The sequence below is a fragment of the Thalassospira xianhensis MCCC 1A02616 genome (assembly GCF_003326475.1).
GTDB classification, from domain to species: Bacteria; Pseudomonadota; Alphaproteobacteria; order Rhodospirillales; family Thalassospiraceae; genus Thalassospira; species Thalassospira xianhensis.
Genome location: NZ_JPWA01000003.1, coordinates 71,466 through 95,485, shown reverse-complemented (window position 1 = coordinate 95,485; position 24,020 = coordinate 71,466). Strand labels below are relative to the sequence as shown.

Genomic DNA, 24,020 nt, shown 5'->3' with positions numbered 1-24,020 from the left:
TCACGCCACAGCTTAATCTTCGGGCTCTGCCTTAATCTTCAGGATTTTCGCTGATATCCGCGTTTTCATCGCGTGACGGCAGGAATTCCTTGCGGCACGGGACGGCAACACCATCGACCACAGTCCATCCGAAATTGCGGAACTTTCCAAAGCTTTCCTTTTTCATCGTGATGCCGCTTGCACGGTGCTTGCGCACTATGGCGGAGTCCTCGCCCTGGATTTTCCCAGCCCTGGCCCAGGCCCGTTCACGCATGGATTTGGTAATTTCGGTCATGAAACCCGTTTCATCTGAAAAGTTGCTATCGGCATCATAGCATATTTGGCAGCCCGGCCACGCTATAGCCGGTATAAACTGCGCGGGCAATATCGCATCCATGCAGGTCAGGTCTGTCAAACCGGCAAAAGATGATACCGCGTGGCGATCATCGACGGACGATCCGAAAGTTCCGATATCCAGTGACGCAGATCATCCGAAACGACAAAGCGCCCGTCTGGCCAACGAAAATCGACATATTCAAGGGCGACTGCGACCGATAGGATGCCGATATCGGGACTGTCCGTCGCAAGGCTGATGATACCGCCTTCTATAACGTCAATGCTTCTTTGTACTGCCGCATGCTGTCTGTCCATTACGAAATCGGAACGTTCGTTTTCCGGTCGCCTGCTGTCGGCAAAAAGGCGCCCGGTTGCAGCCATCATGCCATCGGCCAATCCCTGCCACTGTAGGGCATTTAGCCGTTCCGGGCCTTCATGGGGAATGATGCCTGTCTCGCGGCCATTTGCACGGGCAACTTCATCAAGGTAATCGCAAATTACCGCAGACTCGAAGACCGACATCCCGTTTTCAAGCACAAGTGTTGGCACCTTGGCCAGCGGATTGTGCTCGCGTAACGCCGCATCGGTCCAGGGATCGATCATGATTTCGGCAATCTTGCCTTCAAGGCCCAATTCACGTGCAATGATCCTTACCTTGCGTGAAAAGGGCGAAGTCGGTGCATAGTAAAGCTGCATGGTGGGTGCCATGCGATCCTCCCTAGATATCTAAATCCGGCGTCCAGCCAATATTTTCCAGATGCCAGTTAGCGCGCCAGTTTTCATCCTCGCGGTCCAGTGTCAGGTAATTTCGCGCCGCGCAGTAAGTGCCAAATCGCCCCGGAAGCGGTTTAAGCTTGGTCGGACGACCGGGCAGGGGATTGTCACCAATCCATGCCAAAAGACCAAGCACCCGTGCGAATGCAACCGGAGGAGCGGTATGTGAAATCCCCGATGCCACCAGTTGATGGATGGTTTTGCCACCTGTTTCAAACGTACCGCGCGTTGCCACATGAATTTCCCCCGACAGTAGGGTGATATCGAGATTGCGATCATTGGCAACTTCTTCAAGCGTTTCCAGAAAACGGCACCATTCCTTGCGATGCCAACGGCTTTGCCACTGATCGCGCAAGTCATCTTCGTATTTCTGGGCACTGGGCATCAGGTGCAAAATCGCCTCGACCAGTGACAGGCGCGGGCCGATCACCGGTACACTCGACATCAGCAAAATGCGATTACGTTTCGGTATCGAATCTAATGTCGCAATTAGGTTTTTCCACCCTTGATCCCCGATAATCCGGTGCGGGGTTCTTTCAGATCGAAGATCGGGTGCAAGCACGGAAAAACCGGGGAAGTCCAGACGCCAGCCAAGACTTTGCCCGGAACGATCCAATATATTTCGCTGCAACTCATCCGGCGTGGTGCAAAGCTGCATCAGACAGAATGCCTCGCGCGCGCAGTCAAACATCCCCTTGGCGACCATACTGTCATGGAACCATTTCTTGTGGCTGCCCCAGCCATCGAAAATATCGTGATCATCCCACATCATCAAAGACGGTACGCGTGCCAGCATATGGCTGATCTGCGGCTGCCCATAAATTTCAAGATAATGTTCAAGATAGAACTTCAGAACGCCGTCATGCATGTCTGGCGTGAAATCTGTCGCCAGTTTCTGGCGTTTTTGCATCTTTTGCCACGCGACAATATCAGGATGGCATTCCCAAACATCATCGGCATAAATCTGGTCCCCGCCATGCAAAAGCAGCGAAAAGGGCCGTTTCTCATGCTCGTGACCAAGATCAATCCAAAGCGCGTTGCGATCCGCCAAAGGCCGGTCCAAATCGCCGTATTCCTGCCCGTTGCACGAGACAAACCCGATCCGAAAGTCATGAGTCAAATCGGTATTCACATAATATGTTTCGGAATCGAAACTGTAGCGTGCATCCGATGCAACCGGCAGCTCAAAATCATAACGCCAGAAATCACGCCCAAACCGGTTCGCAAGCTTTGCCGGGGTTATGATATCCTGATCCATGATGCAAAAATCGGTCGGATCGGCTCCTTCCGGTGTCACCACAAGAGCGGCCAGACGGGCTGTTTTATCGTCGCTACCACGCGCGAACAGGAACGGGCCAAAAGTGCCATTCGTTGAAATTGCGCTGTTTTGCTTATCCACCATGCAATCGGATTCCGCCCTGTCGATGATTGGTTCCCAAAATCATACGCAGAAACAGGCATTTGGTTCCAGCCTGCGGGCATGAATTCGGTCACATCAACCGATATGGGCAGCAAACTGGTGCAGAATTGTCGATAAAATCCGGCCATTTCACGGCCATCTGTTTCAGCCAGACCGAAAAACCAGAAAAAGGGGCAAGTGGTTAAACCGCTTGCCCCGAAAATCGTGCCACCATGAAACCCAGTTAGGGCAGGCGGCTCTCAATCGCATCCCAGATCTGGGACTCCAGTTTCGATCCGTCAAAACGGTTCACTTCCTGAAGCCCGGTCGGCGAGGTGACGTTGATTTCCGTCATATAATCGCCAATCACGTCAATCCCGACAAAGATCAGATCGCGCTTTTTCAGTTCCGGCCCGATGCGTTCGCATATTTCAAGCTCACGCGGGGTCAGCATGGATTTTTCCGCTACGCCGCCAACATGCATGTTCGACCGTGCCTCGCCTTCGGCCGGGACACGATTAATCGCGCCGACCGGTTTGCCATCGACCAGAATGATGCGTTTGTCACCTTTGCGCACATCTGGCAAATACGCCTGTACCATCAAAGGTTCGCGCGACTGGACAGCAAACAGTTCCAACAGCGAATTAAGGTTCTCATCCCCCGGTTTCAGGTGAAACACGCCAGCCCCGCCGTTGCCAAACAGTGGCTTGACAATGATATCCTTGAATTCCTCTCGGAAATCGCGAATGCGCGCAGCTGACCGGGTAATCAGGGTCGGCGGCATCAGATCGGGGAACTCGGTTACAAAAATCTTTTCCGGTGCGTTGCGTACATGGCCGGGATGGTTAACCACGAAACTTTCCGGATGAACAGCTTCAAGCAGATGGGTTGCCGTAATGTAATTCATATCAAACGGCGGGTCCTGACGCATCAGGATCACATCGGTTTCTTTTGCAAGATCAATGATCTTTGCATCACCAAGATCGTAATGGTTGCTCTTTTCGTAGCGAAGCGTCATCGGGCGGACTTCGGCCTTGATCCGGCCACGGTCATAAAACATGTCATCAGGATGATAATGCAGAAGGTCATAACCACGTGATTGGGCTTCGAGCCCCATGACAAAGGTTGAATCCCCTTTGATATCGATCGATGCGATCGGATCCATCTGAATGGCGACGGTGCGACTCATGAAACGCTTTCTCCTGTTGCCGGAAAGCCGGTCACTGCTGCAAATGCGGCCAAACCCGGCCAATTGTGATCATTTGCGGGCGCGACTTGACCCGGCTGGCCTTCCCGGCCAAATGATGCGATATGTTGTACATATTGTGGTTGGTTACAATTTGGCTGAATTTTTATCATTCGCCATTCCGGTTTCGCAATCGCGATCACAGAATTTCTTAAACGGGTAGACAGGCTGTCACATGGCGTTCTTCAGCAAATTCGGCAAATTCCGCATCAAACAGGTGGGCGCGCGCTTCCGCACCATGACGGCGGCATCCGTCTTTGCGACTGCCTTTGCGATTGCCGCACCGGCTTCAATCAGCCTGACCCCAGCAAGCGCACTTGCGCAATCGGGTGCAATTGATCAGGCAACCATCGACAAGATCGAAAACTATCTCGAAGACATCACCACGCTGAAAGCCGATTTCGTCCAGATTTCGTCGGACGGTGGTGCCGCCGAGGGCAAACTTTATATGCAACGCCCGGGCAAGATGCGGTTCGAGTATAATCCACCTGCACAGATTTTGCTGGTCTCGACAGGATCCGATTTCATCTATTACGACAAGGAAATCAACGCCCCGACCTATTTTGACATTGACGAAACCCCGGCCGGAATCATTCTGGCAAAGGATGTTTCGCTGACGCGCGAGGTCAAGGTTATTGATTTCAAAAGGACTGCGGAAACCATGCGGGTTGAAATGGTCCGCAAATCCGATCCGGGTGCCGGCAGTGTCACGCTTGTATTCCAGGAAAACCCGATGCAGTTGCGCCAGTGGATTGTCACCGACCCCGCCGGGATCGAGACGACAGTGACCCTGTTCAATACCGAAGAAGGTGTCACGCTCGACCCGAAACTGTTCAAGTTCGAACGTATCTGGCCCAACCAGCGCGGCTGATTTCAAGATTTCGCATCGACTTCACGAAATTGTCAAAACCGTCTGACAGGACGGTTAAGCATTTCGATTCAAGCTCTTGCAAATATTGTCGTTTCGCAACGATCAATCAGATTGTAATTTTTCACCGGCATGTATGAAATTTATGGCCGATATGCGGCTCTGATCTATGGCAGACGGGGCTTTCAGTCCCTATATGAAAATCTGTCACAAGGTTCCCGAATTTTGATGTGGGAGCCAAGTGTGAGGAACAGGTCTCCCCTACCTTTCCTCACGCTCCAGATCATCGGAGCGCTGGCGTCCGGTTCTCCCCCCTGGCCGGACGCCTTTTTTCTGCCTAAAGCGTAAGTTATCCGACGCTTCAGGCTAAAAATCTGTCAAATTCCCCTCTGATTTCACGGCCTGTTAATTTTGATTGCCTAGTAATGTTTGACATGATTCCCTTGTGCGCAATCGTGACCGTGCCAGCAGGATAAAACCGCCAATGATCAATGATTTTCTGAAATCCGTTTCCCAGTTTTCCGACCCGCGCTTTCGCAAGGTTGTGTTGATTGGTGTTGCCGGTGCCCTGGCGATCATTGTCGGGCTTTGGCTGCTGATCGGATTCGGGTTGAATTCGATCACCTTCTTTGCCGATGGTGGCTGGATGGAAACCGCCGCTGACTGGCTGCTTGGCGTGGGTCTTGCGTTTCTGGTACTGTTGCTGTTTCCGGCTACCACTGTCCTGATCTCGAGCCTGCTGCTTGATCAGATCGCGGATGCGGTCGAAGACAAATATTACCCGACCCTTCCTGAAACACGCCCGCAACCGATTTCCGAAGCGCTGATCAGCGGCCTTAAATTCGCGCTGACGGCGCTGGCCCTTAACATCCTGATCCTGCCGCTTCTTTTGGCCGGTCCGGTATATGTTATCGCGTTTTATGCGATGAATGGCTATCTGCTGTCACGCGAATATTTTGAACTGGTTGCTGCACGTCGTTATGATGTGCGCACGGTGAATGTAATTCGCAAAAGTCATCAGACGAAACTTTGGTTTGCCGGGATCGGCTTGACATTCCTGATGACGGTGCCTCTGGTCAACCTTGTGGCGCCGATTATCGCAACTGCCTTTATGGTGCATTACTCCGTCCGTCTGGGTGCATTCGAAAACCGGATCACCGCCTGACGCCATTCCGGTGGGTATCGGATAAAATGGCGGAAACCTGAAACAAAACTGCAAGACAAGGATTTGGTCATCCCCATGTTCGGAAAGAAAAAAGCCAACAAAACAGTCGACAGCAGCCCGGCTTCGTCAGATACATCTTCTTCCAGATTGAATTCCGGCGGTCTTTCCGATAACGCAGCTTCCTCGCCGATCAAACCGGCTTCGAGCGAAAGTGCGAGTGCCAGCAACGATACCGCCACAAAAACAGAAAAACGTAGTGAGCCGCAGCTGTTCACCCAGCCGCGCACAAAGGAAGAACCGAAAATGTCCAGCAAACCGCATTCCACCAGCTTCCGCCCGGAAATCCCGAAGCGTCCGCTTGAAATTCCGACCCGCGGCAGTGCTGGTCGTCCGAGTGCCACCCCAAGCCACACTGAGGGCAAAAAACTGACGGTTGGCCGCGATATTCGTTTGGCTGGTGAAATCGGTTCCTGTGATGTCCTGGTCGTTGAGGGCCATGTCGAAGCCCAGATCAAGGAATGCACCCGTCTAGAAGTTTCCCAGGGCGGCACGTTCGTCGGCACCGCACAGGTCGACGAAGCCGAAATCAGCGGCACCTTCGAAGGTGATCTGACGGCACGCCGTGTCATTGTCATCGGCTCGGCCGATATCAATGGCAAGATCACCTACGGTGCGCTTCAGATTGAAAACGGTGCCCGTATTAAGGGCTCGCTGGAATATGTTGAAGGCAGCGACGATGGTACCAGCCGTACCGGCCACTCGGCTGCGATCACCATTCCGCGCAAAAGCGACGATATCTGATCCGTGACCGGCACAAACCGCTCACTTAACCTAACAACCCTGATACAGCCCCGGCGTGGTAAACACCCCGCCGGGCTCCTCTGCGCGATGATACTTATCGCGACGTCGCTGGTAGCATGTGGTGGAAATGCTGTTCCGCCCGGCAGCACAAATCAGAACTATGGCAAGGCCAAGTCGACCAGTTCACCACGCGTGACCCAGGATATCCCGAAAAAATCCGGGACTTCTGCCTCGGGCAGCGCAGGAACCGCGACAGCGAAACCAACCAACACTTCAACCAAAGCAGCAGTAAACGTAACAGGCGTTGCCAAATCGCAATCGCCACGCATAACGGTTGCCATTCCGCCCGTTCCCTTCAAATCGATCAAGGCTGAGACCCTGATGGGTCTCTCGGAGGATGCGGTAGAGCAAAAAATCGGCGAACCCGAAATGACCCGCGGCGAGGGTCCTGCACGGGTCTGGCAATACCGATCCGAAGAATGTTCTTTTGATGCGTTCTTTTTCCCGGCAGCAGAAGGGGAAACACGCAAGATGACACATATGCTGGCCCGCAAACGCAAAAGTGCCGATAAAATATCAATCCAGGATTGCCTAGATCAGGTGGTCAAGGCCCGAGCAACCGCAGACGCCAAAGGTTAAAATCCCAGAAGGAACAACTATTTGCGCAATTTCCGCTTATCGCTGCCGATTTTTGTAAATTTCGCGAAATGCCAGAATTTCCTTGGTCGAATATTTACCTTTTACCGGCACTCTCGGGTGAAAGTTCCTCATAAATCCGCCACATCGGGCGGGTTTAAAGTCATCGTTCCGAAACTTCAGACACGATACGCGAGCCCATGAAAAAACACGCCCATCGTCTTGTCAGAAATTCGCTGGCAGGTGCAGCTGCCGCCCTCATCGCTTTGGTCTCTCAGGCTGCGATTGCGCAAAATGCGCCGCAACTGATTGATGTATATGGAAAATGGGAAGCCTATAGCTATTCCGAAAAAGGCAAGAAAGTTTGCTATATCGGTAGCCAGCCGACCTCCGCCAAAGGCGATTATACCCAGCGCGGCAAAATCTATGTCATGGTTACGCACCGCCCGGCGCTTAAACTGTTCAACGAAGTCAGCTTCATCACCGGCTATACCTATGAAAAGGATAGCGATGTTGATCTTCGAGTCGATTCCAAGAGTTTCAAACTGTTCACCTACGAGGATTCAGCCTGGGCCGTGAATGGCGAAGAAGATCGCAAGCTGGTGAGCGCCATGAAAGCCGGCAGTAATATGGTTGTCGTCGGCAATTCATCCCGCGGGACGAAAACCACCGATACTTATTCACTTTCCGGGTTTACCGCAGCCTATAACGCGATTTCAAAGGCTTGCGACGCCAAACCGGTTAGCTGAGCAAACAACGAACTGATAAATCCCTGCGGTTTGAGGCGCTTGTTATCCTGCATCGCGTCCGGCAAATAGCTGCAATGTGAATTTTATCGTTTGTAAATTGCCCCGGCCCCGCTATATGCGGGGCCATGGTTTATGCGCCAAAAGCATTTCGCGGGAAAATCTGTTATAGTCCCGCCCCGTTGCAAATCATCGGATGCACAAAGCCGGAAACGGTGCTAATGCCGCCTGATGACCAAGAACAAACGCCGATAAAACTGCCAGAACCAAAGAGAGAGCCCGGGATGACCGACGTCCTGACCGAAAACGCGACCATAAATGCCGCCGCCAGCCAGAGCGGCCCGACGCTGACCGACTTCGTAACTCGCGCCGCAAACGGGCAGGCTGCCGACGGACGTCGTGATCTTGTGGGATTGTCGCGCGACCAGCTGACCGAACTGCTTGGCGAAATGGGCGAAAGCAAGTTTCGCGTCAAACAGATGTGGAACTGGATTTATAACCGCGGTGTCAAAGACATCGAGGATATGACAAACATTTCCAAAAAGCTGCGTGATCGCCTGTCACAGGACTTCTATATCGGTCGCCCGGTTCTGACAGCCGATCAGAAAAGCTCGGATGATACACATAAATGGCTGATGAAGTTTCATGACGGTAACGAAGCCGAAACGGTCTATATCCCGGATCGCAATGAAGATCGTGGTGCTGTCTGCATTTCCTCGCAGGTCGGCTGTACGTTGACCTGCAAGTTTTGCCATACCGGTACCCAGCTTCTGGTTCGTAACCTGACACCCGGTGAAATCATCAGCCAGTTCATGGTTGCCCGTGACAGTTACGGCGAATGGCCGACCCCGGCAAACGGCATCCGTCGCCTGTCGAACATCGTCATGATGGGCATGGGTGAGCCGTTGTTTAACTATGAAAATGTCCGCGAAGCACTGAAAATCGCCATGGATGGCGAAGGTATTTCAATCTCGCGCCGTCGCGTCACCCTGTCGACATCGGGGGTGGTGCCGGAAATCGTGCGTTGCGGCAAGGAACTCGGTGTTGGTCTGGCGATTTCGCTGCATGCACCCGATGATGATCTGCGCAATGAAATCATGCCGATCAACAAGAAATATCCTCTCAAGGAACTAATGGATGCCTGCCGTCATTATCCCGGCATGTCCAATTCGCGCCCGATCACCATGGAATATGTGATGCTTAAAGGCGTGAATGACAAACCGGAACATGCGCGTGCGCTGGCAAAGCTTGTCAAGGGCGTCCATTGCAAATTCAACCTGATCCCGTTCAACAAATGGCCTGGGTCGGACTATGAATGCACGCCGACCAACGATATCAAGAAATTCGCCCATACGCTGCTTGAACTTGGCTACGAAGCACCGATCCGCTGGCCGCGTGGCCGCGATATTCTGGCCGCCTGTGGCCAGTTGAAATCCGAAAGCCAGCGCCAGCGTAAATCGCGTGTCGGCGGCTGTGGCAATGCTTCGGGCGACGAAAGTACCAATGTGGTTGCCGCACAGTAACTACCGCGCAGAACACGGTAAACATCTGGAATTACAAACGGGCAGGATGAACCTGCCCGTTTTCTTTTTTTGGTGGAAAAATATCCACCTTTGTTGCTGCCAAGAAGAAACATGTTTTATAAAAATAAAATCAATCATTTATTTCTGATTGATAATTATTTCCATTTCGCCTGAAGTTTCTTCGGAGGTAAGTCGTCGGGCGTTTTCATATCCGAAATATCAAGATTGATTGCCAGGACTCCGCCCAGCCCACCGACCGTCATTTCTGAAATACGGCGACCGACCCCGTCCTTGTCCAGACCGGAAAGATACGCATCACGGGCCGCCCCATCGACGAAATCAATGGTCAATACATGGGTGAAACCCTGACTAAGTCCGCTTCCCAATGTTTTGGGACCCGCAGCAAAGGCCAGAATTCCCGGCGTTTCAAGGGCAACTTGCGATAATTCTTCAAGAAGGTCCGTGATCTGCGACGCCGAAACACCGTCTCCGATCTGCAACAGGACGATGTGACGCAACATCAGGGTTTGGCCTCCACCAGTTTAACCGGATCAACAGACGCCGGCAGCAAAACAAATTTACGTCCCTTGCGGTTCATGTGACCGGCATGCAGGGCGGCGTCCTCGCCTGGACCAAAGAAGATATCCCCGCGTACAGGGCCACGAATGGCGCCGCCCGTATCTTGCGCAACCATCAGACGATGAAATCTGGCATCGGCATTCATCGCATCTTCGGTTTCAAGCCAGATCGGAACCCCCATGGCGTGGAAACGCCGATCAACCGCCAATGACCGCCCCGGTTCCAACGGTACGCCTTGCGAACCCAGCGGCCCGGCATCAGGATCCTCCGGATCGGTTTTCAACGGATTGAAAAATACAAAGGATGCGTTCGTATTCATCACATCATTGGCCTGATCCGGATGGGCAGACAACCATTGCCGAATGGATTGCAGCGACACGGTTTCGCGCGTCAATTCACCCCGTTCAATCAATTCCCGTCCAATGGCGAAATAGGGATGGCCGTTGGTGGCAGCATATCCAATGCGCAATACACTGCCATCTGGCAACACGACCCGGCCCGATCCCTGAATTTGCAGGAAAAATGCATCCACCGCGTCATCAACCCAGACAAGTTCAAGGTCCCGTCCGGCAAGTGCACCATTTTCAATCGCTTCACGATCATAATAGGGTTTCACACTTTTGCCCTCGATCCGGCCGACCAGTGTTGTGCCCTTAAGATCGTCACGAAACGCGCCAAGATCAATCGACACCATGTCGTCAGGTTTCAGGTAAATCGCCGTCTGGAAGGGTCCTTCGCGGGTCAGATTACCGCGCAACTCCGGCTCGAAATAACCGGTAAACAATCCTTCAGGATCATCGTTATTGCCCACCAGCCACGGTTTGAAACCGCTTTGGAAAAAGGTGCGTGCATCTTCCTTGCGGATGGTATCGGGTTCAAGCGCCAATGCGGTTTCACATAATCCGCGCCAGTCGCCAACCGTTCCCATGCGCGGGTCCGGGCCGATATCGCGTTCATCGCCTCGTTTGATCATTGCCGCACAGGACCGCTGAAACGCTTTCAGGCTGCCGCGCATATCGTCTGTCTGCCAACCATCAAGCTGGCTGAAATCGGTTGCGTTAAGCGTCAGCGTATCAGCAGGTTTTTCAACCACCTCGCCCAGTCCGAGAAGACCGGTGATATCTGCCCAAAACAGCCAGACAAGAGCACCAGCCGCCCCGATAGAAACCGCAAAAAATGAAAGAAAGCGTGACAAAGCGAGACGTCTTTTCAAGGCAAAACCTGCTATCTACAAAATACCGATCAAAACCCGGCAATGCTTAAAATGCAGCTTTGCCTGCTTCGGCTATCTGGCGCGATTGTCCAAAAACAAGCTTAACAAGCCGATAATCGCAAATCGTTTGGCGCTATGAGCACCAAAAAAAGCAGAAAAAGACGGTAATAAAAAAGGCGACCCGCATGGATCGCCTTTGTCATGTCTGCTGTGCGAGGGAACCGTGTACTATTCAGCGGTTTCTTCTTCCGGTGTTTCGGTTGCGACCAGTTGCCAGTTGGGATCCCGGCTTTCGATATTGCGGGCGAATGTCCAAAGATCTTCGGCCTCGATCACCTGATTGGGATCACCTGAAACCACATCGCCGTCATTGTTGCGAATGACCGATACTTCCTCGGACACGAATTTGATCGTGATATAGGCGGTTCGACCTTCGAGCGTCGCGTCATGAATGGTGGCACTTTTGATACCAACCAAGGTGGTTTCCTCGCGCTCGCCCTTTTCGGCACGAGCATCAATGGCTGCGGCAAAATTCTTGTAAACCTCGGCCGAAAGAAGCGGGTTCAGACCATCCTTGTCGCCTTTGGCAAAATATTCAACAATCATCTCAAACGCCATCCGCGCCCCGTTCAGGAAATCCTGCTGGGTAAAGTCGGGATCGGCTTTCTGAATTTGCTGCAACACGCCAAAGGTGCTGCTGTCGGCTGCGACCGTTCCCTCTTCCTTTTCGGCTGCCTTATCGACATCGGGCAGGCGATAGACATTATCCGTCGGCTGCCGTGTGCCATTGGTGGCGCCTTTGCTGTCATCCTCGTGCGAACGACGGCCAAAAACATCCGTAGGACCCTGCTTTTCCTCGCCATTACGGCGCCCAAGGGTACTGCGCAGGCGCAACACCAGAAAAACAGCGATCAATGCGAAAAGAATGATGTCGAAATACTGCAAGCCCGGACTCTTGATCTGTAAGGTTTCGAAAAACGCCAAAAACAGCAAAACTGCCGTGGTCGAGAAATGGTATGGACCGAAGCGAATGCAAGGGCAACTCCCGATCGCATTTAAAATGTGATCGGTTTCACCATTTTCATTCGCACAATCATCATATTGTCGCGAACACGGTGGTAAACTGCCGCATTTTCGTCCAGTTATACCGGTAGTTTGCCGCCAAATTCAGAAAGTATTTCAGGCAAGATTAAAGCGAAATACCTGAAAACCAACATGTTTATGCAATACTGCGCTTTGCGGACCGGTCCTGTCAAAGTATGTTTACCTGATAAACTATGATCAAACCTGATCATATCGACCAAATGCAAAGCCGAGCGGAGCAAAAATGGGCTTTTATTTTCTGGCCATCTTCGTGGCCATGCCGATCATCGAAATTGCCGTCTTCATTCAGGCGGGCGAACTGATTGGCCTGTGGCCAACGATTGGCATTGTCATCCTGACCGCCGTGGTCGGAACCTCTCTGATGCGCGCCCAGGGTTTGCAAACCCTCGCCCGTGCCCAGTCCCAGATGGATCAGGGCGAAATGCCGATTGGTGAATTGTTTGATGGCATCTGCATTCTGGTTGCCGGAGTACTGCTGCTGACTCCAGGTTTTGTCACGGATACCATGGGCTTCCTCTTATTGGTCCCGCCACTACGCAGAGCGGTTGGTGCCGGTGTCATCATGAAACTGATTCAGTCGGGAAATATTCGTACCAGTTTCTCACGCCGAACCTATGGCAATCCGGGCTCGTCGTCGGGCGGTGCTTCGGGTGGCCATGGACGTCGGGCGGGCAGCGGTCCGATCATTGATGGTGATTTCGAAAATGTCAGTCCGGCCAACGGTAATGAAGAAGGTAGGGATGCAACCGATCATAATACCAACGACGATGATCCCCGCAATCTACCGCCCAAGAATTCTTAGCCGCGATCTATTGCACTGATCATTCCCGACAGGACCTTGGCCATAAGCTGGGTCCTGTTGTCGTTTTAGCGGCCTGTTCAATGCCTTGCAGGATGTTCTTTAAAGCTGATCAACCGGGCCATACCCAATCATGCGAAATGCCCGTGTTGCGCCATTTGTGACCGTTACGGGATGTTGCGGCGATTTTCTTGCCCGTACCCGGAAGACATGCTAGGCCATGATAAGATATGCCGCAGGGTTGCGGCGTCAGAAACAAGCATATCAGCCAGTTTCAGATCATCTGACCATGTTGCCAATGCCTTGGCAGATAAAATCTGAACGGCTTGTTTCTGATCAAGACCGAGATTTAAGGGAGTTAAACTTTAATGGCCGAAAACACCACCGGTGCAGCACAGGGCGGCGAAGCTCAGAAGCCAGCTGGTAACCCAATCACGATCCATACCCAGTACATCAAGGATCTTTCCTTCGAAAATCCGAATGCACCGGAAAGCGTGGCCCTGCAGCAGCAACCGAAAATCAACATCGATGTTGATGTTGAGGCGCGCACGACCCAGGACCAGAAACTTCACGAAGTCACTGTTAAAATTAACGTCAAAGCCGACGTTGCCGACAAGGTCGCCTTCATCGCCGAACTTCAATATGGTGCCGTCGTGACGCTTAATGTTGCCGACGAACACCGTCTGCCGGTTCTTTTGATTGAAGTTCCGCGCATGCTATTCCCCTATGTGCGTAAAATCATCTCTGATCTGACGGCGGATGGTGGTTTCCCGCCATTGATGATGCAGCAGATTGATTTTGCTGATCTTTTCCGCAAGAAATTCGCCAAACAGATGGAAGGTCAGCCTGCGGGCAACGCCTGATTTCCTGCTTTGAGTCAATTTGATACGATACCAAAACAAAGGCCGCCGGTTTGGCGGCCTTTTTATTTTAATACCGGAATGATATTAACAATCAAGTTTGGATCATTCTGGATCAGAACGGCCGTACGATCACCATAAAGACGATGATCACCATTAGAACCGCTGGTACTTCGTTGATAATACGATAAAATTTTTGCGGTTTCGTATTATTGTCCGCTTCAAACTGCCGTCGGCATCGCGCCAGCATCATGTGGATGCCGGTCATGATTACAACGCACAAAAGCTTTACATGAAACCATCCCTCGGTCATCGCGCCGCTGGCATGGATCAGGTAACCCCCAAAAATCCAGGCAGCAATCATCGCAGGATTCATGATCGCACGCAGCAACCGGCGTTCCATGATCTTGAATTTCTCGCTGGCTTCCGAACCCGGAGCCACTTCGCAATGATAAACAAAAAGCCGCGGCAAATACAAAAGTCCTGCCATCCAGGCAATGATGCTAATGACATGCAGGGATTTTATAACGCTATAGGTGTCCATGTCTCTCTCTTCTGGTCGATCCGGGATCATCGATATCAGGTAATTTCAAACAGGATAACCGTTTGAATGACATGCGAAAATCCCAAACGCAAATCAGGATCATCGTAATTGATCCTGTTGTGATCAGGCCTGACCTGGACCCATCGGCTGTTTTGCAATTGCACAGCTATGTTCATCCGGACACCACCAGCCACGCGTTTCCACCGCGTAATCATCGGGTCCATTCCGATCAAGTGCCTGCTGCGTCTCGCTGACCACTTCAACCAGTCCGCTGATAAAGCGCGGATGTGAACACACGGTACGAACCCGTTCATAAACCGGAATTTTCAGCTTGTCAGCTATCTCGCGATATTCGATATCGAGCTCGACCAACGTTTCGGAATGTTCGGTAACAAAGGCAATCGGAACAATTACCAATGGCACACCATCTTTGCCGGCACGTTCAATCTCGTGTTCGGTCGACGGACCGATCCATTCCATCGGCCCCACACGGCTTTGATAGCAGACGAGCCAGTCCAGATCGGCAATCGCCATCTTATCGACCACAGCTTGGGCTGATTTTTCAATCTGCGACTGATAGGGATCTCCGCGTTTGGTAATCACGGCCTTTGGTACCCCGTGGGCGGAAAACAGCAGGCGCGGCTTGCCGACGCCAAGCTTGGCTGACTTTTTCAGGGCATTTTCATACCCGACCTTGACCATTTCGGCGGATGCTTCGACAAAACCCGGATTGGTTGGATAACAGCACGCGGTTTTTATCGGCGCATTCAGGCCAACCTTTTGGCAGGCCCGTTTCCAGTCCTTGACCGATGATCCGCTGGTGGTCGTTGAAAATTGTGGATAAAGCGGCAGCAGAATCTGTTCATCCGCACCCCATGCCTTGACTGCGGCGGCACTGTCATCGGCAAATGGTTTCCAGTAACGCATCGCAATGAAACAGCGGTTTTCAAAACCGTCATCAAGCCCGTTAAGCTCTGTTTCAAGCGCATCTGCCTGATCCTGGGTCAGTTCCAGCAATGGCGATTTTCCGCCGATATGATCATAAATTTCGCGCGCAATCGGGGCGCGGCGGCTGGAAATAAGCTTTGCCAGAAAATACCGGAACGGATTGGGTAGACTAATAATTGCAGGATCATTAAACAGATTGAACAGGAACGGTTTCACCGCATCCGGCCCATCCGGACCGCCCAGATTGAAAAGAATGATCGCGCGTTTTTTACGCTTTAGTTCGGACATCGGCATATCCTTCATGGCATTTTGAAACTGTCCAGTTCACCCCGGAAGCCTCGTTTGGATAAACCCGTCCCGCTTCTTTTGATCCCGCGGTCATAATGGCCAAACAGGTTAGAAGCGCAACGGGTTTAAGCCATTTTACGCATTGAATTTTTCAATCGATTTGATCGATTTCAATTATCACCGATAATTTCGAATAAATTCGACCAGTTTGCCGACATTTTCAGGTGATGTTTCCGGCGTGATGCCATGCCCCAGATTGAAAATGAACGGACCATTGCGCAGCATATCAAGAATACGGCGGGTTTCCTCAATCATCTCGTCCCCGCCGGTAATCAGATACATCGGATCAAGATTTCCCTGTACCGGCCCCAGTGACTGAAGGTTTTCCGCCACCCATTTCAATGGAACGCCACTATCAAGACCAACCGCATCCACACCAGTATGCTGTTTGAAGTCGATCAGATGCAAACCAGCACCCCTTGGGAAGCCAATCACCGGCAAATCCGGATGTACTGCCTTGAGATTTGCGACGATTTTTTTGGTCGGCTCGATCACCCAGCGTCTGAACCCGTTTTCCGACAGCACCCCGCCCCAAGTTTCAAACAACTGGATGCATTCTGCGCCAGCTTCGACCTGTTTCAGCAGATATTGCGTCGTGGCTTCGACAAGAATGTCGATCAGACGTGAAAATCCGTCCGGATCGCCATAAGCAAACCGCCTGATACTTGCAAAATCCTTGCTGCCTTTGCCCTCAACCATATAGGTTGCAACCGTCCACGGTGCCCCGGCAAAGCCGATTAGCGAAGTATGTGACGGAATGGATGCCGAGAGCTTTGCCACCGTTTCGTAAACCGGGCCCAGCGTATTGTGAATGCGATCAACATTGAGGATACCAAGGCCAGATGCATCACGAATGGCGTCCAGCTGCGGACCTTCTCCCTGCTTGAATGCTAAATGCTGTCCAAGTGCCTGTGGTATGACGAGGATATCGGAAAACAGAATTGCTGCATCGAAGTCATAGCGCCTGAGCGGTTGCAAGGTAACTTCGCAGGCAAGATCAGGATTATAGCAAAGATCGAGGAATGAACCGGCCTCGGACCGTGTTGCGCGATATTCCGGAAGATAGCGACCTGCCTGGCGCATCAGCCAGATCGGCGGTACCGGCAATGTCTCACCGGCAAGGGCACGCAAAAAGGTCTTGGTTGGTTTGGGCATGACGTTTCCTGTTTGACTGCCCGGAACTGCCTTTCAAGGGGCGTTTCCAGGTATAATAGTCCCGATCCTTTTTGTCAGGCACGATAGCCTGACGCTTATGTCCGGTTTCCGGTTCCTGACCCGTGAATTGTGTCCTGAAGCCTGTCCAGGCTGTTTTTCCACCGTGTCTCTAACAAAACCTTCTTTAATAAAAAAGGATGTTGTTTGTTAGTGGTTCCCTGTGAATAACGGGGATCAAATTTGGTGCACAGTTTATCCACATTGCGACTCGGGAAAAATGATTCATCTCAAACGGTCTTGGGGAAAACTGGGGAAGACTCCGAACGACTCCCAAAGGTAAGCTTGGGAAAAGCCGTTTTTGAATAATGCGGATAACGGGGATTAATTTGGTTTTTGCCTTGTTATCCCTGCTATTAGGGAAAAAATTTTCCGCTTATCCCCCATGGGACGGATGCTTTGAGAAATTTTGTATGACGTGCAGGATAAAATCTGTGGAAAAAATTTGGCCGGAGTCGTCCCCGTTATCCACAATTATCCACAGACCCGACTCCGTCAGTTTAATTTGTGGTTGGGATTGCAGTGCCCTGTCAGATGGCAGATGATCGAAATATCGAACACCGGGTTTCGACTAAGTAATGTGAAACGCTGGCAAATTGCGGGACTGCGATGATTGACGAGGACAATATCTTTCATCTTCATCTGGTATCGGATTCCACAGGTGAAACCGTTGATGGGGTGGCCCGTGCCTGCATCGCGCAATTTCCTGATGTGCGGGCACATGAACATGTTTGGTCACTGATCCGCACTGATGCGCAGCTTGCCCGCGTTCTGGCCGATATCGAACGCAATCCAGGTATCGTGCTTTATACGGTTTTCGATATGGATATTCGCCGCAAGCTCGAAGAAGGTTGTCGTCGTCTGCAGGTTCCGCACAGTCATGTGCTAGATAACACCATCACCATGATGGCGGGTTATCTGGGGCAGCAATCACGTGGCCGCACCGGGGCGCTCCATAAAATGGACGAGGATTACTTCAACCGGATCGAAGCCATTGATTACACCCTATCCCATGATGATGGCCAATCGACTTGGGATCTTGAAGAAGCGGATGTCGTGATTGTCGGTGTATCGCGCACATCAAAAACGCCGACCTCGGTCTATCTGGCTAATCGCGGCATCAAAACTGCCAATGTTCCATTTGTGCCGGGCTGCCCGTTGCCCCCGGAACTCGACAAACTCAAAAATCCGCTGGTGGTTGGCCTGATCAAGGATGTCGATCAACTGGTATCGATTCGCAAAAACCGCTTGCGGCAGATCGAACGGGGTGAGGGCGGGGATTATGTCGATCCTGTTGCCGTGCGAAACGAAGTGCATCAAGCACGCCGTTACTTCACTGATCGAAGCTGGAAGATTATCAATGTCACTAGACGATCCATCGAAGAAACCGCAGCGATCATTCTATCGACCATGTATGACCGGCGCGGTCATTAATTAAGACATCACGTAAATACAGGATACCGATACATGACCAGACTGATTCTGGCCTCGAGCAGCAAAGCCCGTCATTCCATGCTGACAAATGCTGGTGTGGATTGTGAGGCAATTGCCTCGATGATCGACGAAGACGGTTACAAGCAATCCATGAAGGCCGAAGGAGCCAGTGCTGCCGAAGCCGCAGAAACGCTTGCTGAAATGAAGGCACTACGCATGTATCGCCAGCAACCCGATGGCATCGTTATTGCCGCCGATCAGATGTTGGAATGCAACGGGATCTGGTTTGACAAGCCGCGCGACCGCGATAATACCCGCGCCCAATTGCGCGCGCTTCGCGGGAAAACCCATCAGCTGGTTTCGGCAGCGGTCATTTACAAGGAAGGTTCGCGCATCTGGGGCACCATCGATACCGCACATCTGACCGTCCGCAACTTCACTGATGAATGGCTCGAAGACTATCTCGATACTGCTGGGGAAGAGATTTATAACTGTGTTGGCGGTTATCAGCTTGAAGGCATCGGCGCACAGCTTTTTACCGAAGTCCGCGGGGATTATTTCACCGTTCTGGGGTTGCCGCTTTTACCGGTGATTGGCTTCTTGCGCGATCACGGTATTCTCAAGGCATAACAAACGACATTCAGGCAGGAAGTTCTTCATTATGACTTCGCGGATTCCTTATCGAACGCTGTCGGGTACCTCGCGCCTTGCCGGTGTGATGGGCTGGCCGGTATCGCATTCCAAATCGCCACGTTTGCATGGTTACTGGCTGGAAAAATACGGGATTGATGGGTCCTATATGCCGCTTCCGGTAGAACCGAAGAATTTTCAGGATGCCTTGAAATCCTTGCGTAATCTGGGGTTTTCCGGAGTCAATGTCACCATTCCGCAAAAGGAAATGGCGATGCCCGAATGTGATGAATTATCCGATCGTGCCCGTCGTATCGGGGCGGTCAACACCGTGACCTTTGCCAAGGACGGTCGCATGCTGGGCGATAATACCGACGGGTTCGGTTTTATCGAAAACCTTCGACAGGAAGCTCCGGATATCGATTTCGCATCAGGTCCTGCGGTGGTGTTGGGGGCAGGCGGGGCGTCACGGGCGGTTTTGATTGCCTTGCTTGACGAAGGAATCCCTGAAATCCGCATCGCCAACCGGACACGCAAACGTGCCGATGATCTGGCGGCCGAGATTGACGATCCGCGCATCAAAGTGGTGAACTGGCCGCTTGATCCGGCGGATTTGGCCGATACGTCGCTTGTGGTCAATACCACGAGCCTTGGTATGGTCGGGCAGCCGAAACTTGAAATCGATCTTGAAGGTTTGCCAAAAACCGCCCTTGTCACCGATATCGTTTACGCGCCGCTGATTACTGATCTGCTGGCGCAGGCTAAAAAACGTGGCAATCCGGTGGTTGATGGACTGGGCATGTTGCTGCATCAGGCGCGGCCGGGATTCCATCGCTGGTTCGGGATTGATCCGGAAGTCACGCCAGAGCTTCGCGAATTTGTTCTTTCGCCGGATTAATCCGAATTAAGATCACAGGGCACTATTTATTATGGTGATTTTGGGACTAACCGGGTCCATCGGCATGGGGAAATCGACCGCGGCGGGGATGTTTCGTTATCTCGGTGTGCCGGTTCATGATGCGGATGCCAGCGTCCATCGTTTGATGGCACCAGGCGGGGCGGCGTTTAATCCGATCATCTCTACATTTCCCGACGTTCTGAAAAATGGCCGGATTGATCGGCAGATACTGGGGACAATCGTTTTTGCCGATTCCGATGCGCTGAAACGTCTTGAAGCCATTCTGCACCCGCTGGTGCGGAAGGAAGAAAACAGATTTCTTAAACATAACCGTCTGGCGCAGAGATTACTGGTTGTGCTTGATATCCCGCTTCTGTTTGAAACGGCTGGTGAAAAACGCTGTGATCACGTTTCAGTAGTATCTGCGCCTCAATTCATTCAACGCCAACGTGTTATGGCGCGATCGGGGATGACGGACGCCAAATTTTCGGCCATTCTTGCCAAGCAGATGCCGGATCGCGAAAAACGTCGCAAAGCCGATTTTATCATTCCGACAGGCTTGGGTCGGGCTGTAACTTTCGCTACGATACGGACCATCGTTGACCAACTGGAAAATCGGACCTGATATGCGTGAAATTGTCCTCGATACGGAAACCACAGGCCTTGATCCGTATGCTGACCATCGCCTTGTGGAAATCGGTTGTATTGAGCTTTTCAACCACATGCCGACCGGACGGCAATATCACCAGTATATCAATCCGCAGCGCCCGATGCCCAAAGAGGCATTCGATGTCCACGGCCTTGGCGACGATTTCCTTAAAGACCAGCCGGTCTTTGCCGAGGTAGTCGACGATTTTCTCGAATTTATCGGCGATGATTCACATCTCGTGATTCATAATGCCGCGTTCGATATGAAATTCCTGAATGCGGAACTTGAATGGCTTAGCAAGCCGAAAATAGCGATGGACCGCGCGATTGATACGGTGCAGATGGCACGCAAAAAATTCCCCGGATCTCCGGTCAGTCTTGATGCGCTATGCCGCCGCTTCAAAATTGATAACTCAAACCGTACTTTGCACGGGGCGCTGCTCGATTCCGATCTTCTTGCATTGGTCTATCTTGAGCTGCTGGGTGGTCGGCAGCACGGCCTTTCGCTTGATTCCAAGGTTACTAAAAAGGTTGTGGTAGATACGCCGCGTATTGTGGGGCCAAAAGAAAACTACCTGGAACCAAGACCACATATTCTCAGCGAAGATGAGCTTGAGGCGCACCAGATCTATATTAAGAAAAAGGTCTCCGCTGCCATCTGGCTCAAGCGCGAAGAAATTTGATGTGACCGGCATGTTTTTCCGATATGCCGTTTTTTCAAAATTTAGTTCTCTTCGCCAAATCCTCTCGTTATTTTTTGAACGTCTATTCTTGAACCGCTCGGTTTTTAAATGGTCGGACGTTATCAGCTGTTTGTTGATTGCTCTGCTGTTGTTGGCGTTTGCAGTACGGGATGTTCGAGCGCAGTACCATATTGAGCCCGAAATTCCGGTTGAGCAGCAGACAACAGACAATTTTATCAATGGGAAACTTGCTTATACCATCCACCGGTCAGAAGGCGGTGCCGATCCCATTCGCCCCGAACCCGGTTATTTCGATGATCTTGTCGTCTCGGTTTTTCAGGATGCAGGTCTGTCTTATATCATTGCAGAGCAGGCCCCGTGGAAACGGGTCATGGAACAGGCAATGCAGGGTGACCGGCATGTTATCTATCCGACAACTCGCACGGCTGACCGCGAGAGCAGATTTAAATGGGTTGGCCCGATCAGCCGCACAATCTGGAACCTGTACGGTTACGCAGATGCCAAATGGCAAAACATGCCGTTCGAGGAAATCCTTGCTTCGGCACGTATCGGGGTTTTGCTGGGATCTGCCCGTGAACCCTATTTGCGTAGACGCGGGGCACAGCAGCTTGTTCTGGTGCCGCGCGAAGACCTTCTGCTGCCGATGTTGCAGGCTGATCGTGTTGATTTGATTGCGATTGGTGGTTCTGTCTTGCGGCACTATCGCGATATTGTTGATCCCAGCGCACAGCAACGTGACATTGACGGCGTTTTACCCTATCGCAGTTGCTTTCTCTATATGGCGATCAGCAAGGCTGCTCCGGTTGGCGAAATAGAAGCCCTGCAAAAGTCTCTTGATAAGAATAAACAAACTGGTCAATTCATAAAATTGCGTGAAAATCATGGCCTGTCTTCAGATAGTGAGAGTGCTTTTTTGCGGGCAATGTTGAATCTCGATAATAACGGTGTCGCCTGTCTTGATCTTTTCGGGCGAGATGACTGACAGAGTTTATCAAGATGCGGACATCCTGGGTTCGGCGCAGATTAAAACATCTCCGGATCTCAGCATTTCCGGGCTTCCCCGGTCCGATACTGCTCTTGAAGTTTTGACCGGGATCGTTGGTGCCGAAGACGCGGTTGCGGTTACGCCAAGTTTTGGCGGCGTGGCGGAAACCGGTAGTTTGATGCTGCGAAGCGGGGCCGACACGCCCTATACGGTCAACATGCTTCCCGATACCCATATTGTGGTTTTGAAAGCCGGCGATATCGTCGGAATTTACGAAGAAGTATGGGCACGGTTGCGCGAACAGGAAGGAAACGGCAATATGCCGCGAACATTCCTTTGGGTGGCGGGCCCGTCGCGAACAGGCGATATCGAACAGACGATACAGCTGGGTACGCACGGGTCGCGCAGCTTGCATATCGTTCTGGTGGATGACACAAAAGAAAACGCATAAAAGACGGCGCTCCGTCAGCGACGAAGAAAAAGCCCTTTGGGAAATCTTCACGCGTGATGTCAAACCCCTGCGCTCCAAGCAGCGTAAGGGCAGTGACGTCGTGTTTGAACTTGACGAAGATCATCCCAAAAGCGACACGGCCATGCCGCTTCCGGATGATCTGCAGGGGGAAATCAACAAGGCTGAAGACGTCCGTGCCGCACGTAACCTGCCATCCGCACGCAATGCTGATCGCGGCCCGCAAATCAAAAACCGCGCCTTGGCTGAACTTGAACCCGGTGTTATCGACAATATCGATAAATCGACGGCCAAAAAATTCCAGAAAGGCCAGATGTCAATTGATGGGCGTATTGATTTGCACGGCATGACCCAAGATGTCGCCCATCATGCGCTGAATGCCTTCATCGAAGACAGCTGGCGGGCAGGAAAGCGTTGCGTTTTGGTGATTACCGGCAAGGGATCGCGCGCCGATGAATATGGCCGCACCGGTCTTTTGCGACAACGCACCCCGCAATGGCTAAGCGCGCCGCGGTTGCGTACCCGCATTCTTGCCATCAGCGAAGCCCGTATCCAGCACGGCGGATCGGGCGCTTTTTATGTTCTGCTGAAACGGAGACGCCCGTGACACCCTTTGGCAATCGTATTCGCGAATTACGGGCGCGGCGCAATGTTACCCTGACAGATATGGCAAACGCCTTGCAGCTTTCGCCAGCTTACCTTTCGGCCCTTGAACATGGCCATCGCGGCCGGCCAAGCCCGGGGTTGGTGCAGCAAATCTGCGGCTATTTCAATCTGGTCTGGGACGAAGTTGACGAAATCAAACGCCTGGCACAGCTTTCCCATCCAAAGGTAACGGTGGATACGGCAGGGCTGGAGCCTGAAGCAACCGAACTTGCCAATCTTTTGTCGGAACGGATTGCTGGTTTAAGTGACGACCAGCTCGCCCGCATGCTGGCTATCATCAGCGAACGGGTCGGCTGACCAGCACGCACAGGATCGGTTCACCGGTTGGTTGAAGAATATCTTTCGCCAGTTCGGGCGGGCAGACGACGTAAGGATGGCAGTTCTGCAACAGGTATACGTGATATTGCCTTAATGACGTGAAACACGGTTTGACTATTGGTTTAATCGGCGTTATCAATCTGTGGTGTTTCACACCCGAAACATGAAACAGTCCTGCCTGCTTCACA

At 52.0% G+C, this 24,020-nt stretch carries 27 protein-coding genes; 17 read left to right on the top strand and 10 right to left on the bottom strand.

All coding sequences use genetic code 11. The features are described 5' to 3' along the window. Window positions 1–31: 31 nt before the first annotated feature. From TH5_RS04160 to gshB, 4 genes are all read right to left on the bottom strand, one after another. Window positions 32–274 carry a hypothetical protein gene (locus tag TH5_RS04160; protein WP_114120910.1) on the bottom strand — a complete coding sequence of 81 codons (243 nt, stop codon included), beginning with the start codon at window positions 272–274 and terminating at the stop codon, window positions 32–34. 116 nt (window positions 275–390) lie between these two features. After that, window positions 391–1,023 (bottom strand): glutathione S-transferase family protein, encoded by a 633-nt coding sequence (locus tag TH5_RS04155; RefSeq protein ID WP_114120809.1) that lies wholly within the window; start codon window positions 1,021–1,023, stop codon window positions 391–393. 10 nt (window positions 1,024–1,033) lie between these two features. Next, window positions 1,034–2,491: an alkaline phosphatase D family protein gene (locus TH5_RS04150; RefSeq protein WP_114120808.1), complete on the bottom strand. Its 1,458-nt coding sequence runs from the start codon at window positions 2,489–2,491 to the stop codon at window positions 1,034–1,036. A gap of 241 nt (window positions 2,492–2,732) precedes the next feature. Further along, a complete protein-coding gene (gene gshB, locus TH5_RS04145; protein WP_114120807.1) occupies window positions 2,733–3,677 on the bottom strand; it encodes a glutathione synthase in 945 nt (314 codons plus the stop codon). 232 nt (window positions 3,678–3,909) lie between these two features. Here gshB and TH5_RS04135 point away from each other — a divergent pair, with 232 nt between their 5' ends. From TH5_RS04135 to rlmN, 6 genes are all read left to right on the top strand, one after another. After that, window positions 3,910–4,605 (top strand): LolA family protein, encoded by a 696-nt coding sequence (locus TH5_RS04135; RefSeq protein ID WP_114120805.1) that lies wholly within the window; start codon window positions 3,910–3,912, stop codon window positions 4,603–4,605. 481 nt (window positions 4,606–5,086) lie between these two features. Beyond that, window positions 5,087–5,767: an EI24 domain-containing protein gene (locus TH5_RS04130; RefSeq protein WP_114120804.1), complete on the top strand. Its 681-nt coding sequence runs from the start codon at window positions 5,087–5,089 to the stop codon at window positions 5,765–5,767. Window positions 5,768–5,842: 75 nt separating this feature from the next. Beyond that, the gene (locus TH5_RS04125) at window positions 5,843–6,568 is read left to right on the top strand and encodes a bactofilin family protein (RefSeq protein WP_114120803.1); all 726 of its coding nucleotides are present in this window, start codon (window positions 5,843–5,845) and stop codon (window positions 6,566–6,568) included. A gap of 87 nt (window positions 6,569–6,655) precedes the next feature. Beyond that, window positions 6,656–7,207, top strand: coding sequence for a hypothetical protein (locus tag TH5_RS04120; RefSeq protein WP_114120802.1), 552 nt, complete (start codon window positions 6,656–6,658; stop codon window positions 7,205–7,207). 197 nt (window positions 7,208–7,404) lie between these two features. Beyond that, window positions 7,405–7,953: an invasion associated locus B family protein gene (locus tag TH5_RS04115; RefSeq protein WP_114120801.1), complete on the top strand. Its 549-nt coding sequence runs from the start codon at window positions 7,405–7,407 to the stop codon at window positions 7,951–7,953. 281 nt (window positions 7,954–8,234) lie between these two features. Then, complete coding sequence (gene rlmN, locus TH5_RS04110) at window positions 8,235–9,473, top strand: dual-specificity RNA methyltransferase RlmN (protein WP_114120909.1); 1,239 nt, start codon at window positions 8,235–8,237, stop codon at window positions 9,471–9,473. Window positions 9,474–9,628: 155 nt separating this feature from the next. Here the strand turns inward: rlmN and TH5_RS04105 are convergent, their stop codons facing one another. The 3 genes from TH5_RS04105 to TH5_RS04095 form a co-directional block, all read right to left on the bottom strand. Then, window positions 9,629–9,994: a Dabb family protein gene (locus TH5_RS04105; protein WP_114120800.1), complete on the bottom strand. Its 366-nt coding sequence runs from the start codon at window positions 9,992–9,994 to the stop codon at window positions 9,629–9,631. After that, on the bottom strand, window positions 9,994–11,265 hold the full coding sequence (gene mltA / locus TH5_RS04100; protein ID WP_114120799.1) for a murein transglycosylase A: 1,272 nt from the start codon (window positions 11,263–11,265) through the stop codon (window positions 9,994–9,996). Before mltA ends, TH5_RS04105 begins: the two co-directional genes overlap by 1 nt. A 228-nt stretch (window positions 11,266–11,493) precedes the next feature. After that, window positions 11,494–12,210, bottom strand: coding sequence for a Tim44/TimA family putative adaptor protein (locus tag TH5_RS04095; protein WP_147250048.1), 717 nt, complete (start codon window positions 12,208–12,210; stop codon window positions 11,494–11,496). A 382-nt stretch (window positions 12,211–12,592) separates the two neighbouring features. Here TH5_RS04095 and TH5_RS04090 point away from each other — a divergent pair, with 382 nt between their 5' ends. After that, the gene (locus TH5_RS04090) at window positions 12,593–13,171 is read left to right on the top strand and encodes an FxsA family protein (RefSeq protein WP_114120797.1); all 579 of its coding nucleotides are present in this window, start codon (window positions 12,593–12,595) and stop codon (window positions 13,169–13,171) included. Window positions 13,172–13,536: 365 nt separating this feature from the next. After that, entirely contained in the window at window positions 13,537–14,031 is a 495-nt protein-coding gene (gene secB, locus TH5_RS04085; RefSeq protein WP_114120796.1) for a protein-export chaperone SecB, read from the top strand. A gap of 112 nt (window positions 14,032–14,143) precedes the next feature. On the opposite strand, the gene hemJ is transcribed toward secB, so the two are convergent. The 3 genes from hemJ to hemE all read right to left on the bottom strand — a co-directional run bounded on the left by hemJ (window position 14,144) and on the right by hemE (window position 17,023). Continuing rightward, window positions 14,144–14,572: a protoporphyrinogen oxidase HemJ gene (hemJ, locus tag TH5_RS04080; protein WP_114120795.1), complete on the bottom strand. Its 429-nt coding sequence runs from the start codon at window positions 14,570–14,572 to the stop codon at window positions 14,144–14,146. Window positions 14,573–14,695: 123 nt separating this feature from the next. Then, on the bottom strand, window positions 14,696–15,808 hold the full coding sequence (gene hemH, locus TH5_RS04075; RefSeq protein ID WP_244204813.1) for a ferrochelatase: 1,113 nt from the start codon (window positions 15,806–15,808) through the stop codon (window positions 14,696–14,698). A 177-nt stretch (window positions 15,809–15,985) separates the two neighbouring features. Continuing rightward, a complete protein-coding gene (hemE, locus tag TH5_RS04070; RefSeq protein ID WP_114120793.1) occupies window positions 15,986–17,023 on the bottom strand; it encodes a uroporphyrinogen decarboxylase in 1,038 nt (345 codons plus the stop codon). Window positions 17,024–17,689: 666 nt separating this feature from the next. On the opposite strand from hemE, the gene TH5_RS04065 reads away from it, so the two are divergent. The 9 genes from TH5_RS04065 to TH5_RS04025 are packed head-to-tail and all read left to right on the top strand — an operon-like array spanning window position 17,690 to window position 23,811. Further along, window positions 17,690–18,514: a pyruvate, water dikinase regulatory protein gene (locus TH5_RS04065; RefSeq protein WP_114120792.1), complete on the top strand. Its 825-nt coding sequence runs from the start codon at window positions 17,690–17,692 to the stop codon at window positions 18,512–18,514. 33 nt (window positions 18,515–18,547) lie between these two features. Further along, the gene (locus TH5_RS04060; protein WP_114120791.1) at window positions 18,548–19,144 is read left to right on the top strand and encodes a Maf family protein; all 597 of its coding nucleotides are present in this window, start codon (window positions 18,548–18,550) and stop codon (window positions 19,142–19,144) included. Window positions 19,145–19,175: 31 nt separating this feature from the next. Beyond that, window positions 19,176–20,042 carry a shikimate dehydrogenase gene (locus tag TH5_RS04055; RefSeq protein WP_114120790.1) on the top strand — a complete coding sequence of 289 codons (867 nt, stop codon included), beginning with the start codon at window positions 19,176–19,178 and terminating at the stop codon, window positions 20,040–20,042. Between the two features lie 31 nt (window positions 20,043–20,073). After that, window positions 20,074–20,667, top strand: a complete 594-nt coding sequence (gene coaE / locus TH5_RS04050; protein WP_114120789.1) for a dephospho-CoA kinase — start codon at window positions 20,074–20,076, stop codon at window positions 20,665–20,667. Between the two features lies 1 nt (window position 20,668). Further along, entirely contained in the window at window positions 20,669–21,373 is a 705-nt protein-coding gene (gene dnaQ, locus TH5_RS04045; protein WP_114120788.1) for a DNA polymerase III subunit epsilon, read from the top strand. Then, window positions 21,297–22,376, top strand: a complete 1,080-nt coding sequence (locus TH5_RS04040) for a substrate-binding periplasmic protein (RefSeq protein ID WP_244204815.1) — start codon at window positions 21,297–21,299, stop codon at window positions 22,374–22,376. Before dnaQ ends, TH5_RS04040 begins: the two co-directional genes overlap by 77 nt. Beyond that, window positions 22,369–22,830 carry a LutC/YkgG family protein gene (locus TH5_RS04035; protein ID WP_114120786.1) on the top strand — a complete coding sequence of 154 codons (462 nt, stop codon included), beginning with the start codon at window positions 22,369–22,371 and terminating at the stop codon, window positions 22,828–22,830. The genes TH5_RS04040 and TH5_RS04035 overlap by 8 nt, the downstream gene beginning before the upstream one ends. Continuing rightward, the gene (locus TH5_RS04030) at window positions 22,808–23,455 is read left to right on the top strand and encodes a Smr/MutS family protein (RefSeq protein WP_114120785.1); all 648 of its coding nucleotides are present in this window, start codon (window positions 22,808–22,810) and stop codon (window positions 23,453–23,455) included. The genes TH5_RS04035 and TH5_RS04030 overlap by 23 nt, the downstream gene beginning before the upstream one ends. Then, the gene (locus tag TH5_RS04025) at window positions 23,452–23,811 is read left to right on the top strand and encodes a helix-turn-helix domain-containing protein (protein ID WP_114120784.1); all 360 of its coding nucleotides are present in this window, start codon (window positions 23,452–23,454) and stop codon (window positions 23,809–23,811) included. The genes TH5_RS04030 and TH5_RS04025 overlap by 4 nt, the downstream gene beginning before the upstream one ends. Window positions 23,812–24,020: the final 209 nt, after the last annotated feature.